This is a genomic window from Pseudomonas sp. G11-1 (genome assembly GCF_024031555.1).
GTDB lineage: Bacteria > Pseudomonadota > Gammaproteobacteria > Pseudomonadales > Pseudomonadaceae > Halopseudomonas > Halopseudomonas bauzanensis.
The window spans coordinates 406,973-422,956 of record NZ_QEYQ01000003.1; the positions used below are offsets into that span (position 1 = coordinate 406,973).

Annotated in this window: 13 protein-coding genes and 1 pseudogene; 8 read left to right on the plus strand and 6 right to left on the minus strand. The window is 62.5% G+C overall.

Features of this window, described 5'->3' with window-relative positions; genetic code table 11:
* Positions 1-11 precede the first annotated feature (11 nt).
* Together DHB74_RS12175 and DHB74_RS12180 are read left to right on the plus strand one after the other, a co-directional pair.
* Positions 12-1,325: an arsenic transporter gene (locus tag DHB74_RS12175; RefSeq protein ID WP_499161584.1), complete on the plus strand. Its 1,314-nt coding sequence runs from the start codon at positions 12-14 to the stop codon at positions 1,323-1,325.
* 166 nt (positions 1,326-1,491) lie between these two features.
* Positions 1,492-2,760, plus strand: coding sequence for an OprD family porin (locus DHB74_RS12180; RefSeq protein WP_499161585.1), 1,269 nt, complete (start codon positions 1,492-1,494; stop codon positions 2,758-2,760).
* Positions 2,761-2,826: 66 nt separating this feature from the next.
* Here the strand turns inward: DHB74_RS12180 and phrB are convergent, their stop codons facing one another.
* Positions 2,827-4,257: a deoxyribodipyrimidine photo-lyase gene (gene phrB / locus DHB74_RS12185; RefSeq protein ID WP_499161586.1), complete on the minus strand. Its 1,431-nt coding sequence runs from the start codon at positions 4,255-4,257 to the stop codon at positions 2,827-2,829.
* Positions 4,258-4,288: 31 nt separating this feature from the next.
* The gene (locus tag DHB74_RS12190) at positions 4,289-4,999 is read right to left on the minus strand and encodes a YbgA family protein (protein WP_074778818.1); all 711 of its coding nucleotides are present in this window, start codon (positions 4,997-4,999) and stop codon (positions 4,289-4,291) included.
* 132 nt (positions 5,000-5,131) lie between these two features.
* Here DHB74_RS12190 and rarD point away from each other — a divergent pair, with 132 nt between their 5' ends.
* From rarD to DHB74_RS12210, 4 genes are all read left to right on the plus strand, one after another.
* A complete protein-coding gene (rarD, locus tag DHB74_RS12195) occupies positions 5,132-6,049 on the plus strand; it encodes an EamA family transporter RarD (protein WP_074778816.1) in 918 nt (305 codons plus the stop codon).
* A 135-nt stretch (positions 6,050-6,184) separates the two neighbouring features.
* A complete protein-coding gene (gene pdhA / locus DHB74_RS12200) occupies positions 6,185-7,276 on the plus strand; it encodes a pyruvate dehydrogenase (acetyl-transferring) E1 component subunit alpha (protein ID WP_074778814.1) in 1,092 nt (363 codons plus the stop codon).
* Positions 7,269-8,264: an alpha-ketoacid dehydrogenase subunit beta gene (locus DHB74_RS12205; RefSeq protein WP_074778811.1), complete on the plus strand. Its 996-nt coding sequence runs from the start codon at positions 7,269-7,271 to the stop codon at positions 8,262-8,264. The genes pdhA and DHB74_RS12205 overlap by 8 nt, the downstream gene beginning before the upstream one ends.
* Entirely contained in the window at positions 8,261-9,373 is a 1,113-nt protein-coding gene (locus tag DHB74_RS12210) for a dihydrolipoamide acetyltransferase family protein (protein ID WP_074778809.1), read from the plus strand. The genes DHB74_RS12205 and DHB74_RS12210 overlap by 4 nt, the downstream gene beginning before the upstream one ends.
* Positions 9,374-9,381: 8 nt before the next feature.
* Here DHB74_RS12210 and DHB74_RS12215 read toward each other — a convergent pair whose 3' ends face one another.
* Positions 9,382-10,533, minus strand: coding sequence for a GGDEF domain-containing protein (locus DHB74_RS12215; RefSeq protein ID WP_499161587.1), 1,152 nt, complete (start codon positions 10,531-10,533; stop codon positions 9,382-9,384).
* A 224-nt stretch (positions 10,534-10,757) separates the two neighbouring features.
* Here DHB74_RS12215 and DHB74_RS12220 point away from each other — a divergent pair, with 224 nt between their 5' ends.
* Positions 10,758-11,153: a DUF2946 domain-containing protein gene (locus tag DHB74_RS12220; protein WP_280165699.1), complete on the plus strand. Its 396-nt coding sequence runs from the start codon at positions 10,758-10,760 to the stop codon at positions 11,151-11,153.
* A 54-nt stretch (positions 11,154-11,207) separates the two neighbouring features.
* Complete coding sequence (locus tag DHB74_RS12225; RefSeq protein WP_499161588.1) at positions 11,208-13,325, plus strand: TonB-dependent copper receptor; 2,118 nt, start codon at positions 11,208-11,210, stop codon at positions 13,323-13,325.
* Positions 13,326-13,504: 179 nt separating this feature from the next.
* Here DHB74_RS12225 and DHB74_RS12230 read toward each other — a convergent pair whose 3' ends face one another.
* The 3 genes and pseudogenes from DHB74_RS12230 to DHB74_RS12240 all read right to left on the minus strand — a co-directional run.
* Positions 13,505-14,302, minus strand: coding sequence for an undecaprenyl-diphosphate phosphatase (locus DHB74_RS12230; protein WP_074778807.1), 798 nt, complete (start codon positions 14,300-14,302; stop codon positions 13,505-13,507).
* A gap of 94 nt (positions 14,303-14,396) precedes the next feature.
* Positions 14,397-15,713, minus strand: a complete 1,317-nt coding sequence (gene trhP, locus DHB74_RS12235) for a prephenate-dependent tRNA uridine(34) hydroxylase TrhP (RefSeq protein ID WP_136868652.1) — start codon at positions 15,711-15,713, stop codon at positions 14,397-14,399.
* Between the two features lie 159 nt (positions 15,714-15,872).
* Positions 15,873-15,984, minus strand: a pseudogene (locus DHB74_RS12240) (electron transfer flavoprotein subunit alpha/FixB family protein); the annotation flags it as partial.

A 15,984-nucleotide genomic window follows, 5' to 3' on the forward strand; every position in this document is an offset into this window, starting at 1 on the left:
AGACCGATTCAATGCTGGCATTCGCTATCTTCGTCGTCACCCTGATCCTGGTGATCTGGCAGCCCAAGGGGCTGGGTATTGGTTGGAGCGCCCTGGCCGGTGCGCTGGTAGCCTTGGTAGCCGGCGTGGTGCACTGGTCGGATCTCGGCGTGGTATGGGACATCGTCTGGGACGCGACCTTCACCTTTGTCGCGCTGATCATCATCTCGCTGATTCTGGATGAGGCGGGCTTCTTTACCTGGGCGGCGTTGCATGTGGCTCGCTGGGGCAATGGTCGCGGTCATCTGCTGTTTCCGCTGATCGTGGTGCTGGGTGCGGTCATGGCGGCGTTCTTTGCCAATGATGGCGCGGCGCTGCTGCTGACCCCCATCGTGGTTGCCATTCTGTTGCGGCTGAATTTTTCACCGCCGGCGGCCCTGGCGTTCATCATCGCCACCGGCTTCGTGGCGGACACCGCCAGTCTGCCACTGGTCATCTCCAACCTGGTGAATATCGTCAGCGCCAACTATTTCGATATCGGCTTCGACCGCTATGCCGCCGTCATGGTGCCGGTCAACCTGGTCTCGCTGGCAGCGACCCTGGTCGTGCTCTGGTTCGCTTTCGGCCGGCGGATTCCGCAGCGCTACTCGATTGCCGAACTCGACCCGCCGCGCTCGGCGATCAGAGACCCGCTGATATTCCGCGCCACCTTCCCGCTGCTGGCGCTGCTGTTGCTCGCCTACTTCATCACCGCGCCGCTGGGAGTACCCATCTCCCTGGTTACTGGCACCGCGGCAGTGCTGCTGATGGCCATCGCTGGGCGCTGGTGGCGGCTCGGGCGCGGCGCGGTGGTGCCGGTAACAGCCGCCTTGCGGGGGGCGCCCTGGCAGATAGTGCTGTTTTCGATCGGTATGTATCTGGTGGTCTACGGCCTGGGCAACGCCGGGCTGACGAGCTACGGGGCCCGGGCGCTGGAATGGCTGGCACAACAGGGCCAGTTCACCGCTACCGTCGGCACCGGCTTTCTCTCGGCGTTGGTTGCATCGCTCATGAACAACATGCCGTCGACCCTGATCGGTGCGTTGGCCATCGACCAGGCCCAGGTACCGGCAGCCACCCGGGAGCTGATGATCTATGCCAACGTCATCGGCAATGATCTGGGGCCGAAATTCACCCCGATAGGCAGCCTGGCGACGCTGTTATGGCTGCATGTGCTGGCAGGCAAGGGTTACCGGATCGGCTGGGGCCAGTACATGAAAATCGGCCTGTTGATCACGCCGCCAGTGCTGCTGGCCACGCTGGTAGCGTTGGCGCTCTGGTTACCACTGCTGCCGCCTGGGTACTGAAGGTCGCCGGACAGTTAGCCCCAACGCCTCACCTGGTCATGAATGTGGCTTTTCGTCGCGCTAGGAAAACGTTCCAGAATATGGATAATGCGTGACCATCCCGTTACAACGGTCATCGGCCGGTGATGGGTCCAACACTAAATACAACAGCATCTATGGCATCCAAATGACTAAATACAAACTGAGCGCCATCGCACTGGCTCTGATGACCTCCGCCCCCGTACTGGCTGCCAGCCAGGCGGACTCCAATGGTTTTGTTGAAGACAGCAGTCTTGATCTGTTCTTGCGCAACGCTTATATGAACCGTGACTACAAGCATGGCGTACAAGATAAGGTCGAATGGGGCCAGGGCGCAGTATTGACCTTCAACTCTGGCTTTACCCAGGGCGCTGTGGGTTTTGGTGTGGACGCCTTTGGTATGTACGGGCTGCGTCTGGATAGCGGCAATGGCCGTGCTGGCGCCGGCGGTATCGATTTCTTCATGATCGACAACAATGGTGATGTTGAGCGTGACATGGCCCATGCCGGTGCTGCGGTCAAGGCGCGTTTCTCCAAGACCGTGCTGGCCTATGGTGACCAGCGCCCGGTATTGCCGGTGCTGAGCCATGACGACAGCCGCCTGTTGCCGGAAGCCTATACCGGTACCATGATTACCTCCAACGAGATTGATGGCCTGACCGTACATGCTGGTCGTTTCCATGCTCAACATCGCAAAAGCGATGCAGGTCGTGACAGCGGCGGTCTGAATTCCATCGAGGTGTTGGGTGGTAGCTACCAGTTCAACGACAATATCCATGCTGCTCTCTATGCCTCGGATGTTGAAGACGTGCTCAAGCGTCAGTACGCCAACCTGAACTACATCCGTCCCCTGAACGGCGGCGATACCCTGACTCTGGGCTTCAGCGGCTACCGCACCAAGCAGGACAAGGAGTGGGATGGCGCGGGTGATCGCAACAACCTGTGGAGCCTGTCCGCCAACTACGCCACCGGTTCGCATGACTTTACTCTGGCTTATCAGCGCAGCAGCGGTGACACCGGTTACAACTATGGCTTCTACCAGAATCAAGAGGCTGTGGGTGATGGCGGCACCACCATCTGGGTGGCCAACTCTTTCTGGTCTGACTTTAACGCCAAGGACGAGCGCTCCTGGCAGGTTGGTTATGGTCTGGACTTCGCCGAATACGGTATTCCGGGTCTGAGCTACAACGTGGCTTATATCCGCGGTACCGACATCGACGACGGCACTGGCCGTGGTGATGGCACCGAGCGCGAATTCTTCAACCAGCTGAAGTATGTAGTGCAGAATGGTGCAGCCAAGGATCTGAGCGTGCGCCTGCGCAGCTCTAATCTGCGTGTATCCAACAATGCCAGCAACTACAACAGCGATGGCAACGAAGTGCGCATCTTCGTCGACTTCCCGATGAATATTTTCTAAGCAGCTGTGCCCTTCTGGCGCGGTACAGAGACCAATTCGCCTTTGTACCGCGCCACACCCCACCTCTCAATTCAGACCAGAACCCGCTGGTGGCAGATTCCTGAACGCCGCCAAGGCCCGTGCTCGGCTGTCCGCCAGATCGATGATCGGAGCAGGGTAGTCGCACATCCTCCGGGAGAAGGGCGACGGGTCATGAATGTCACGCCGATCCAGCTCGCGCAACTCCGGTAGCCAGTACTTTATAAAGCGTCCCTGTGGGTCGAAGCGCTGGGATTGAGTGATCGGATTGAACAGGCGAAACCAGGGCACCGCGTCGGTTCCGGTGGAGGCGCTCCATTGCCAACCGCCATTGTTCGCCGCCAGATCGCCATCGATCAGGTGCCGCATGAAATAGCGCTCGCCTTCGCGCCAGTCGATCAACAGATTCTTGCTCAGGAACATGGCCACCACCATGCGCAGACGATTGTGCATCCAGCCGGTAGCCAGCAGTTGGCGCATGGCTGCGTCGATCAACGGAAAACCGGTGCGCCCCTGCTGCCACGCCATCAACTCATCCGGTGCATCGCGCCAGGGCACGGCTTCGGTATGCGGACGGAACGCTCGATGACGGGATACCCGCGGGAAGCCGACCAGAATGTGCTTGTAAAACTCCCGCCACAGCAGCTCATCGACCCAGGTGGTCACGCCGACGTTGCCGCTGTCGAACTCACCCTGATTGGACATCAGCGCGGCATGCAGACATTGGCGCGGCGAGAGCACCCCGGTGGTCAGATAAGGCGAGAGCTGGCTGGTACCGGGCTCGGCCGGGAGGTCGCGGCGCTCGGCATAATCGTGCAGATGATCCTCGGCAAACAGCTCAAGGCGCTGCCGCGCTACCGCTTCGCCTGCGGGCCACAGGGCGCGCAATGATTCGTCCGCAAGAGCATAGCCGGCCACGCTGGTGGGTAGTGGGTCGCTGTCGATAGTCAGGGCGGGTTGGGATTGCGGCCGGGGCAGGCAGCGGGGCGGCGCCAGCCGCAGCTGCTGCAGGCAGGCCTTGCGGAACTGGCTGAAGACCTTGAAATAGCCACCCGAGCGCGTCAGCAGAGTGCCCGGGCGAAACAGCAGTTGATCAAGACAGGCTCGAAACCCGGTCCCCTGTTCGGCCAGCCGCCTGGCCACGGCCTCATCCCGCGCGGCTTCATCGACGCCATACTCCTCATTGGCGTGTACCTGCTCGATACGGTATTGGCCACAGAGTTGGGCCAGCACCTCCGGCGCCGACGCCCAGTGGTCTGCGGTACGGATCAACAGCGGAACCTTCAGTTGCTGGAGTTCGGCGGCCAGCGCCTGCAGGTTGCGCAGCCGAAAGTCGACCTTGGCTGGCGCGTCATCATGGGCCTGCCACTGGGCGGGGCTGAGCAGGAACAGGGCGATGGTCGGCCCTTGTTCCAGTGCAGCGGTCAGGGCGGTGTTGTCGTGCACCCGCAGGTCATTGCGAAACCAGATCAGTTGCATGGGAGATTCCGTTACGTGAAGGGCTCTTTGTTCAAAGGTCATCGAGATAGGGCTGCAGATAGACCTGCCGGGACAGATACGGGTTGGGATGTTCGCGCAGATGCTGTCGGAGCAATCCCAGAGGTTCAGTCAGAGAAGCGGCTCCGTGACGATACGCCAGGATGCTGCGTGCCAACCGCTGCCGTTGGGTGCCGTCCAGCTGACGGGTGAAATAGCCGCTCAGGTGCATCAGCACATTGCAATGCAGCCCCGGCGTTGGCGGCGTGCGCAACGCTTCCATCAGTGCGTGGAAATAGTCATTGGCAAAGGGCTGCAGCGGCTGGTCTGCGCTCTGACCGAGCTGGCGACCGAGTGCGCGGTAGGCGCGGGGCGAACAGGCCATGAGCTGGTATTTGTAGCGGGAGTGGAAATCCACCAGTGCGCTGCGCGACAGCCCCGCGGCGTGCAATGCCTGCCACGCCGCATGGGCGTGGACCCGCATGAGAAAATGCACCAGCTGCGCCGGATCGGCCAATGCGCCGGCTGTTTCGATGGGCAGGTCGGGCCGCGCCAAGGCCAATGTAGTGGCGTCGATCCCATCACTGGTGTGGTTGTCCGGCGACACGATGAGCCCGTTGATTGCCGACAGGCACGCTTGCAACTGGAGCTGCGGCACCAGCTCCAGCTGCTTTTCCAGTATTTTGCAGAGGGAAGCATCCGGCAGACCGATGATACCCACCTTGACGGCAACAGACTCAGGCACGACAGTCTCACTCATTGTCCAAGAGCGTCAGAATGACAGCAGAGGCAGGGATCGACAATTGCCTTGCCGGCGTGCATTGTGTCCGCCCGCAGGGCTGGGGCAACACTTTTTTCTCATATGCCGGGAGGTGACATGTCTATCGGGGTAATCCTGTCGGTGTCGGCATCGGTGCTATTCGGGGGGCTGTATTACTTCTCCACCCTGTTGATGCCCCTCGATGGCGAGCAGATCTTCGGCTGGCGGATGCTGCTGACCTTTCCCTTCGTCACCCTGTTCATGTTGCTGGCCGGTTACTGGCCGCTGGCGCGGGAGTTGGCGAGGCGGATATGGCGGCGCCCGGTGCTGATTCTGGTGCAACTGCTGAGCGCCCTGCTGGTTGGCCTCCAGCTGTGGATATTCATGTGGGCTCCGGTCAATGGTCGGGCGCTGGAAGTATCGCTGGGGTATTTCCTGCTACCACTGAGCATGGTGCTGGCGGGGTATCTGGTCTTCCGCGAGCATCCCTCGCGCCTGCAGAAACTGGCCATCGTCTTCGCCGTACTGGGTGTCGGCCATGCATTGCTGCAGGCCGGTAACATTGCCTGGGAGACGCTGCTGGTGGCCCTGGGCTACCCGGCCTACTTCGTGCTGCGCCGGCTGACGGGCACCGATAACCTCGGCGGTTTCTGGTTCGACATGCTGTTGCTGCTGCCGGTCGCCGGCTGGTTCGCCTGGGCCGGTGGAACGGCGCCCTCGCTGTTCAGCGAGTTTCCTCGGCTGTATCCGCTGGTAGGCTTGCTCGGCGCCTTCAGCGCCCTGGCGCTGGTGACCTACATTCTCGCCAGCCGGCTGCTGACCTTTACCCTGTTCGGCCTGCTTGGCTACGTCGAGCCGGTGTTGCTGGTACTGGTGGCACTGTTGCTGGGCGAGAGCATTGCACCGAATGAATGGCTCACCTATGGCGCAATCTGGATAGCCGTGGGCGTGCTGGTGTTCGAGGGGCTGCGCCACGTGCAGCGCAACCGCAGGGCCCTGCGCCAAACCGCGGCCGGGAACAGCGAGCCGCGTTGAGGCAACCTTGCCGCTGCGAAACCTGACCTATACTGCTGACGAGCGCATCCGCGCCGTCAGCGTCGCCGCCCTATCCGGGCGGTAGCGGGGAGACCGGTCACAAGCCGGCCGTCCACAATGGTCAGGAGGATAGCCATGCCCTTATCCGTACCCATTTCCTATACCCGTTATCTTGATGATCACGGCCAGCCATCAGGTGAACTACCCGGCTGGGTCGATGATCCCCAACTGCTGCTCGACTTTCATCGTCAGATGACCCTGGTCCGTGCCTTCGATCAGAAATGCGTCGCTCTGCAGCGCACTGGCCAGATCGGCACCTATGCCTCGACCCTCGGCCAGGAAGCCATTGGCACTGCGCTGGGGCGGGCGATGACCGAGGCCGATGTGCTGATTCCCTATTACCGCGACACCGCCACGCAGCTGCAGCGTGGGGTCGCGATGCAGGACATCCTGGCGTACTGGGGCGGTGATGAGCGCGGCAGCGCCTGGACCGCACCCGGGGCGCTGGAAGACTTCCCCATCTGTGTACCCATTGCGACTCAGGCCTGCCATGCCTGCGGGGTGGCCTCGGCCTTCCGTATCCGCCAGCAACCACGGGTGGCGGTGACCACCTGCGGCGATGGTGCGACCAGCAAGGGCGATTTTCTGGAAAGCCTGAACCTGGCCGGTGTCTGGCAGTTGCCCGTGGTGTTCGTGGTGAACAACAACCAGTGGGCGATCTCGGTGCCGCGCAGCCTGCAGTCCGCTGCGCCGACGCTGGCGCACAAGGCATTGGCGGCGGGCATTCCCGGTGAGCAGGTGGATGGCAATGATGTGCTGGCAGTGTATGACCGCATCAGTATCGCCATCGAGCGCGCCCGGGCGGGCAAGGGGCCGACGCTGGTGGAGTGCGTAACCTACCGGCTGGGCGACCACACCACCTCGGATGATGCCAGCCGCTACCGCGACGCCGATGAGCTGAGCGAGGCCTGGAAGCACGAGCCGATCGGTCGCCTGCAGCGCTTTCTGCATGGCCAGGGGCTGTGGGACGAGGAGAAGGAGCAGCAACTGCAGCGGGACCTCGGCGAGCGGATCAATGCCGCCGTGGAGGCATTCCGCAGTTTGCCTGAGGCTGATCCGGGCGCCGCCTTTGACCACCTGTTTGCCGAGTTGCCGGAGCGCTACCGGCAACAGCGCGATGAATTGCTGATTCGGGCAGCTGCCCTGGGAGGGTCGGCCCATGACTGAACGCAAACCTGTCTGCATGGTGGAGGCGATCAACCTGGCGCTGCACCGGGCCATGGCTGACGATCCGGATGTGGTGGTGCTGGGGGAGGATGTCGGCCCCAATGGCGGTGTGTTCCGCGCCACGGTCGGTCTGCATGAGCGCTTCGGCTTTCGCCGGGTGATGGATACGCCGCTGGCCGAAACGCTGATCACCGGCATTGCCGTGGGCATGGCCGCACAGGGGCTCAAACCCGTGGCGGAAATCCAGTTCATGGGTTTCATCTACGCAGGCATGGAACATCTGGTTTCCCACGCCAGCCGCCTGCGCAGCCGCACCCGCGGCCGGTTGAGTTGCCCGATGGTCATGCGCACGCCCCACGGCGGCGGTATCCATGCACCGGAACATCACGGTGAAAGTACCGAAGCGCTGCTGGCGCACGTTCCCGGCTTGCGCGTAGTGGTGCCCTCATCGCCACGGCGGGCCTATGGTCTGCTGCTGGCTGCCATTGCCGATCCGGACCCGGTGATCTTTCTTGAGCCGTCGCGGCTGTACCGCTCGGTGCAGCAAGTGGTGGAGGACGATGGCCAGGCGTTGCCGCTGGATACCTGCTTTACCCTGCGCGAGGGCAAGGATCTGACCCTGGTCAGCTGGGGCGCAGCGCTGAAGGAAACCCTGGAAGCGGCCAGTCGGCTGGCCGAGGAGGGCATCGATTGCGAAGTGATCGACGTGGCCACGCTCAAACCATTGGACGGCGACACCATCCTCGCCTCGGTCGGCAAGACCGGGCGCTGCATCATCGTGCATGAGGCGGCGCGCAGTTACGGGCCCGGCGCGGAAATCGCCGCGCTGGTGCAGGAGCAACTGTTCTACAGCCTGCATGCGCCGGTGCAGCGTGTCACCGGGTTCGATTGCGTGATTCCCTATGCCCGGCAGGAAATGGCCTACCTGCCGGATGTGGACAGTATCTGTGAGGCCGGCCGTCAGACCATGCGGGGGAATGATCAATGAAACAGTTCAAATTGCCGGATCTGGGTGAGGGCCTGCAGGAGGCGGAAATTGTCGAATGGCACGTCAAGGCCGGGGATGAGGTGGCGGTGGATCAACTGCTGGTCTCGGTGGAAACCGCCAAGGCCATCGTCGAGGTGCCATCGCCCCAGGCCGGGGTGATCAGCCGTTGTTTCGGTGCGTCGGGTGATCTGCTGCATGTGGGCGAGCCGTTGGTGGAATTCGAAGGCGAGGGCGAGGACAGCGGTACCGTGGTCGGTAACCTGGGCCATGCCAGCGGTACCAGCGATCTGGCGGCGGATGATTTCATCATCGGCGCTGCGCCCTCCAGCCGCGATGCTCGCCCGTTGCCGGTAATGCCGGCGGCCCGCGAGCTGGCCAGGCGCCTCGGTGTGGAGCTGGGCCAGCTCGAAGGCAGCGGGCCTGGCGGGTTGGTCACGGTGGCCGATGTGCAGGCCGCCGACACCCAGCCCACAGCGGGTGAAGCGCTACGCAGCGTGCGCCGGACCATGGCCAAGAACATGTCCCGCGCCCATGCCGAAGTGGTCCCGGTCACCATCGTTGAGGATGCCGATCTGCATCAATGGGACGCTGGCGCGCGTGACCCGATGGTGCGCCTGGCACGAGCCATTGCCCGTGCCTGCCAGGCAGAGCCGGCGCTGAACGTCGGCTTTGACGGCGCACGTCTGAGCATTACCCGTCATCAGCACATCGACCTCGGTGTGGCGGTGGATACCCCCGACGGGCTGTTCGTGCCGGTGTTGCGTGATGTTGGCAACCGTGACGCGGAGGACTTGCGTCAGGGGTTGGCGCGGCTGCGCGCGGACGTGCTGAACCGCTCGATTCCGCCGCGCGAACTGATGGGCGCGACCATCACCCTGTCCAACTACGGCACCCTGTTCGGCCGTTATGCCAGCCCGGTGATCATGCCGCCGCAGGTGGCGATCATCGGTGCCGGGGTGATCAGGGAGCAGGCCGTGGCACATCAGGGGCAGGTGGCGGTGCACCCGATCCTGCCGGTATCACTGACGGTGGATCATCGCGCGGTTACCGGTGGCGAAGCGGCGCGTTTTCTCAAGGCGCTGGTGGAGGATCTGCAGGCGGCCGAATGACCGCCTCGTCAGAGCGCATGGATGCGATCGCGCCCGGACGCCTTGGCGTGATACATGCGCTGGTCGGCCAGCTCCAGCAACTGCTGGGGCAGGTCGATGTGGTCGAAATAGCGCTCGGCCAGACCGATACTGGCGGTCAGCGGCAGGCCGTCCGGTCGCTGGCCCAGCCCGCTGCTGCGTAGTCGCTCCATGGCCTGGCGGGCACGGGTCATATCGGTATCGGGCATGATCAGCAGAAACTCCTCGCCGCCCCAGCGCACCAGGCTGTCTGAGCTGCGCATGCAGTTCTGGATGTGCTGGCTGGCGCTGCGTAACGCCTGATCGCCCATGGCATGACCGAAAAGGTCGTTGATCTCCTTGAAGCGGTCCAGGTCGATGAATGCCAGGGACAGGGCGCTGTTGTTGCGCTGGCTGGTGTGCCACTGCATCTGCAGGATTTCCTCCCCACTGCCACGGCTGAACACCCCGGTCAGGTCATCCCGGATTGCCTGGCGCAGCAGCGCCATCATGAACGCCAGCTGGCTCATGCAGGCCAGCCCGGTGACACCGGCAATCAGGATCAGCAGCCAGAAAGCGCCGACGAAGGAGGGCCAGTTCAAGGTTGACCAATTCAGATAACCGGCGATGCCCTGGGCCAGTAACAGCACCATGGCGACCAGCAGGTTCTCCAGCAACGTCAGTGGGAACAGCGCCAGACCAGCCATCAGCACAAAGGGCAGAAAGGCGTAACCGGCGGCGACCGCCGCGGGCATGTCCACCAGTTGGTAGTGCGCCAGCAAGGTGTGTGAGCTGATATAGAACAGCGTCGGAATGGCGAACAGGATGAACATGGCCAGATAGGCATCGGCCATCCGGCCCCGCTCACGGTAGAACAGCAGCAGGCAGAAGAACGCCACGCACACCAGCAATCGCAACGCCAACAATTGGGCCCACAGGGGATTGGGGAAGGCGAGCACATCGACGATGCCCCATAGCGGTGTGAGCAGCGCGAACAACAACGCGAACAGGCGTACCCGGTCCACGATCAGGTGCGCCCGCTGGCGGCTGACCAGCAGCGGGTGGCGGAGCGGCGTCAGTAGTTTCACGCGCTCATGGGGCTCCAGCTCGGCAGGAAGAAGGGAGCTGAGTCGCTGGCAGAACAGGTCAACGAGGGCAGACATGGGGACTCGTTTGATGTTGTTATGATGGCATGGGGCCAGATTAGCCTGGGGCTTCTTACCAGCAACTGATGCAGATCAAACAATCCGGAAAAATTGACCGCGCCCAAGGAATGGACTTACGGATTCATCTACACTGGCATGGCCCGGTCACGCATGACCGCCGCTCGGCTGATTATCTCGAACGCAGACTCACCGGGCTTTCATTGACGAGAAAGGAACTGCTGCTGGTGCGCAAACGGCTGACGACATCCTGTATCTGGCTTGGCCTGTTTGCCATGCTGATGATTCATGTCGGCCCGCTGTATTCCGCGCTGCAAATGGCCCAGGCCAGCGTGGCGCCGCAGGAGCAGCATGTTCATGCGGGCCATGGCGAGCCGGATGCCGGCGGCCATGGCCACCACCGGCAGAGTCCCGGCGAGCCAGCCTGGCTAGCCGCTCTGGAGCTGTGTGGCTACTGCGAGCTGCTGACCCTCAACCCGCCGCTGAGCCTGTCCGTCGACCTTGTTCTGCCCCGGCATGAACCGGAGCGGTTTGCGTCACTGCCTACCGCCCCGTTGTTGCCGATGCTGCGACATGGTGGCAGTCATGCCCGGGCCCCACCTGGCTATTTTCACAGCTGAACGCCGTTGCCGCGCGCTGTCGCGGCGCTGTTGAATATTGAAGTGGAAATTGCCATGTCCCGAAATATGTGTGACCGGCAGGCGCGTGCGCGTCTGCCCGGAATCTTTGCCGTGCAACCCGCGCGCCTGCATTGGCAGGCCGCCCATGCGGCGCTACTCGTACTGCTCGCCGGTGGCGCCCTGGCCGACGAACATCATCACGCGCACTCACTGGAGCACCTGTCGCTGCCGCCTCGGGTGATCACCGCCGTGCAGCAGGATTCACCACTGACCATCATCACCAACCCCAAGGAAGCGCGTCAGCCGATCCCGGCGAGCGACGGCGCCGACTACCTGAAGACCATTCCCGGTTTCTCGGCCGTCCGCAGCGGTGGCAGCAACAGTGATCCGGTATTGCGTGGCATGTTCGGATCGCGGCTGAAGCTGCTGACCAACGGCGGCGAGATGCTCGGTGCCTGCCCTTCGCGCATGGACGCCCCGTCTTCCTACATCGCGCCGCAGAACTTCGATCAGCTGACCGTGATCAAGGGACCACAGACCGTGGCCTGGGGACCGGGCGCGTCAGCCGGCACCATTCTGTTTGATCGCCTGCCGGAAAGCTTCGATGAACCGGGCAGCCGGCTGGATGCCACCGTGGTAGGCGGCTCCAATACCCGCCGCGATATGCAAGTGGACGGTGCCATCGGCAGCCGCGACGGCTATCTGCGGCTGAGCGGTAACCGTTCCCGGTCCGGGGATTACAAGGACGGCAATGGCGATCGTGTGCCGTCGCGCTGGAACAAATGGAACACCGACCTGGCCCTGGGCTGGACACCGGATGACGATACCCTGCTGGAGCTGAGCGTTGGTGCCGGTGATGGCGAGGCGCGCTACGCTGGGCGCGGCATGGATGGCTCGCAGTTCGAGCGGGAAAGTCTGGGCCTGCGCTTCGAAAGGCAATTCCACGGCGGTGCGCTGCAGGAGCTGGAAGCGCGGGTGTATTACAACTATGCCGACCATGTAATGGACAACTACAGTCTGCGGGTGCCCTCGGGGATGATGATGCCGCACCCGATGGCGTCCAATGTCGACCGCCGCACCCTGGGCATGCGGCTGGCCTCGACCTGGGTCTGGGATGAACTGGAGTTGCTGGCCGGTGCCGACGCCCAGCGCAACACCCATCGCACCCGCAACGGCATGGGCATCGACACCTATCGTCAGCAGCCCTGGGTCAAGGACGCCAGCTTCAGCCAGATTGGCCTGTTCTCCGAGCTGACCTGGTCCCGGCAGGATGATCAGCGGCTGATCGGCGGTATGCGGTTGGATCAGCATCACGTCGAGGACTCCCGGGCCACTGTCAGCGGTGGCATGCACGGCGGCGGGCACGCCATGCCCAACCCTACTGCCGGCGATACCCGCCGGGAAACTTTGCCCAGTGCTTTCCTGCGCCTGGAGCAGGATCTGTCCAGCCTGCCGGCCACCGCCTATGTGGGCATTGGCCATGTGCAGCGCTTCCCGGATTATTGGGAGCTGTTCTCGCCCAACCAATCGCTTGGTGCGGTCAACGCCTTTGACGGTATTGATCCCGAGCGCACCACGCAGCTGGATGTCGGACTGCAGTACAAGCGCGAGGGGATGGAGGCCTGGATCTCCGGTTATGCCGGGGTGGTTGATGACTTTATCCTGTTTGATTACACCGGCATGGGCAGTAACGCGGAAAATATCGATGCCCAGATCATGGGTGCCGAAACGGGTGTTGCGCTGGATATAACGGATAACTGGCAAGCGGAAACCAGCCTGGCCTGGGCCTGGGGGCGCAATCGCAGCGACGGCGAAGCCCTGCCGCAGATGCCGCCACTGGATGCACGCGTCAATCTGACCTATGCCCGGGACAACTGGAGTGCTGGTGCCCTGTGGCGGGTGGTGGCGGCGCAGAGCCGCACTGCTGATGGCAAGGGTAACGTCACCAGTCGCGACTTTGGTGATTCGTCCGGTTTCGGCGTGTTGTCGATCAACGCGGCCTATCGCTTCAGTGCTGAAATAACGGGCAGTGTCGGGGTAGATAACCTGCTGGACAAGGCTTACGCCGAACATCTCAATCTGGCTGGCAACGGCAGTTTCGGCTTCCCGGCCGATACCCGGATCAACGAGCCGGGTCGGACGCTGTGGGCGAAGCTGGATTTCAGCTTCTGAGGTAACTCTGAGGGGCTGCCTGCAGCCCCTTATGTCGGACACTCCACAACCCTGGGAGGGACGAGCACCAGCTCGTCCATGGTGCTGGCGGGCGGTTTTGTGCGTGCCGGCTGGCTCCTTTCATCGAGTCCGATCGCGGCCCGTGGGCTCGACGTTCCCAGGAGCTCGACCCGTCCAGGTCAGTAGAACACCACCAACAACGCTGCACCCAGGATCAGCCGGTAGATCACGAACGGCTGCATGCCGATGCGCTTGATGAATACCAGGAAGTAGTGGATACAGAGGAAAGCGCTGATCGCCGAGACCAGGACGCCCAGGGCCATGGCCCCCCATTCCACCGGCACCTGGGCTTCGACCAGATCCTTGGTCTTGAGCAGGCAGGCCAGCAGGATCACGGGGATCGACAGCAGGAAGGAGAAGCGCGAGGCTGCTTCCCGGTTCAACCCCATCATCAATGCTGCGGTAATGGTGATGCCGGCCCGCGAGGTGCCGGGAAACAGTGCCAGCGCCTGGGCGCAGCCAATGATCAGCACATCCTTCCAGGTCATCTGACTCTCGGTGCGGCTGCCCCGAAAACGCCAGTCGGCCCAGCCCAGCAGCAGGCCGAAGAAAACCAGCCCCAAAGCCAGATAGAAAGGAGAGCGCAGGTATAGCTCAATGTCATCTTTGAACGCCAGCCCAGCGAGCCCCACTGGAATAGTGGCAAACAGCACCCCCCAGGCCAGGCGCGCATCGTCATTGGGCTTGCGAGTCACCAGCGACTGCGTCCAACTGGTAGTCATGCCGATCAGGTCGCGGCGAAAATACAGCAGCACCGCAAACAGGCTGCCGAAGTGCAATGCCACGTCGAACGCCAGCCCCTGATCCGGCCAGCCGGTAAGGACCGGGACCAGGATCAGGTGGGCAGAGCTGGATACAGGTAGAAACTCAGTGAGACCCTGGAGCAGGGCGAGAACGACAACTTGCAACCAATCCATAGCGGATACGCGCTCCTGATAGGAAGAGTGGGGTTCAGTGGAGCGCGCCAGTAAACCATGATCGGAACGCCAGCGCGAGTGTCTTGCTTAGCCGTTATTGCTCCGGTAGATAGCGGAGCAGCAACGCCATACTCACATCCAGCCCGAGTGGTTTCGGAATGCGTACGATATGCCCGGTACCCGGCGCCACGTCCGCTGGTTCCCCGCGTCGATCCAGCAGCGAATTCAAAGTGAAGCTATGATTACCCGAAGGCGTCATTAGTTCCAGGCGGTCGCCGACGGCAAAGCGGTTTTTCACCTCGATGCTCAGCCATTCGCCCAGATCTTCCAGCACTTCGCCGACAAACTGATGGCGCGACATGCGCGAGTTGCCCTGCTCGTAGTTCTGGTACACCCCCGGTGGGTGGCGGCGATAGAAACCTTCGGTGTAGCCACGGTTGGCCAGGCTTTCCAGATCATCCATCAGCGCCATGTCGAAGGGGCGACCTGCCACCGCATCATCGATTGCCTGGCGATAGGTCTGCACGGTACGCGCAACATAGAAGTGCGACTTGGTACGGCCTTCGATCTTCAGCGAGTGCATCCCCATATCGACGAAGCGCTGCACATGCTGCACCGCGCGCAGGTCTTTGGAATTCATGATGTAGGTGCCGTGCTCATCCTCCTCGATGGCCATCTGTTCGTCCGGCTTGTCGCTCTGGTTGAGCAGATACACCGGCTGCGGCTGCACCTCCTGTGGCTCCCTGGCCGGAGCGACAGCCTCGACATTGCCCTCGGCCGTTTCCTGCGCTGGCTGCAGGTCGTATTTCCAGCGGCAGGCATTGGTACAGGCGCCCTGGTTGGCATCGCGGTGATTGAAATAGCCGGATAGCAGGCAGCGCCCGGAATAGGCGATGCACAGCGCACCGTGCACGAATACCTCCAGCTCCATGTCCGAACAGTGCTGACGGATCTGCTCCAGCTCATCCAGTGACAGCTCGCGGGACAGAATCACCCGCTCCAGCCCCTGCTGCTGCCAGAACTTCACCGTCGCCCAGTTGGTGGCATTGGCCTGCACCGACAGGTGCACCGGCATCTGCGGCCAGCGTTCACGCACCAGCATGATCAGCCCGGGATCGGACATGATCAGCGCATCCGGGCCCATGGCGATGATCTCTTGCAGATCCCGGACATAGGTGGCCACCTTGCTGTTGTGCGCGGCGATATTGCTCGCCAGATAGAATTTCTTGCCCTGGGCATGCGCCTCGGCAATCGCCTCGGCGAGCACGGCCGGGTTGTGGAAATCGTTTTCACGTACGCGCAGGCTGTAACGCGGCTGACCGGCATAGACCGCATCGGCGCCATAGGCGAAGGCGTAACGCATGGCCTTGAGGGTGCCGGCCGGGGCCAGCAGTTCAGGGGCGTGGGGCATGGGATGATCCTGTTTACAAGACAAGAGGGGCGGGAAGGATATCCTCATGGCTTGGGTGGGACATTGATCAGGATCAGGAATGGGGCGGTGGTCAAAAAACAAAACCCCCAGCTCTTCCGAGCCGGGGGCTTGTTGTCTACTGCTTAGCTTGCCGCAGGTTTACACCTTGCTGGCCATCTCCGGCACCGCTTCAAACAGGTCAGCAACCAGACCGTAGTCCGCGACCTGGAAGATCGGCGCTTCCTCGTCCTTGTTGATCGCAACAATGACT

What these genes read in the sequence shown, in the direction of transcription:
- DHB74_RS12215 (WP_499161587.1), bottom strand. Translation starts at nt 10,533, where the DNA reads ATGTCTGCCCTCGTTGACCTGTTCTGCCAGCGACTCAGCTCCCTTCTT.
- DHB74_RS12205 (WP_074778811.1), top strand. Translation starts at nt 7,269, where the DNA reads ATGACTGAACGCAAACCTGTCTGCATGGTGGAGGCGATCAACCTGGCG.
- DHB74_RS12210 (WP_074778809.1), top strand. Translation starts at nt 8,261, where the DNA reads ATGAAACAGTTCAAATTGCCGGATCTGGGTGAGGGCCTGCAGGAGGCG.
- rarD (WP_074778816.1), top strand. Translation starts at nt 5,132, where the DNA reads ATGTCTATCGGGGTAATCCTGTCGGTGTCGGCATCGGTGCTATTCGGG.
- DHB74_RS12175 (WP_499161584.1), top strand. Translation starts at nt 12, where the DNA reads ATGCTGGCATTCGCTATCTTCGTCGTCACCCTGATCCTGGTGATCTGG.
- trhP (WP_136868652.1), bottom strand. Translation starts at nt 15,713, where the DNA reads ATGCCCCACGCCCCTGAACTGCTGGCCCCGGCCGGCACCCTCAAGGCC.
- DHB74_RS12230 (WP_074778807.1), bottom strand. Translation starts at nt 14,302, where the DNA reads ATGGATTGGTTGCAAGTTGTCGTTCTCGCCCTGCTCCAGGGTCTCACT.
- phrB (WP_499161586.1), bottom strand. Translation starts at nt 4,257, where the DNA reads ATGCAACTGATCTGGTTTCGCAATGACCTGCGGGTGCACGACAACACC.
- DHB74_RS12180 (WP_499161585.1), top strand. Translation starts at nt 1,492, where the DNA reads ATGACTAAATACAAACTGAGCGCCATCGCACTGGCTCTGATGACCTCC.
- pdhA (WP_074778814.1), top strand. Translation starts at nt 6,185, where the DNA reads ATGCCCTTATCCGTACCCATTTCCTATACCCGTTATCTTGATGATCAC.
- DHB74_RS12225 (WP_499161588.1), top strand. Translation starts at nt 11,208, where the DNA reads ATGTCCCGAAATATGTGTGACCGGCAGGCGCGTGCGCGTCTGCCCGGA.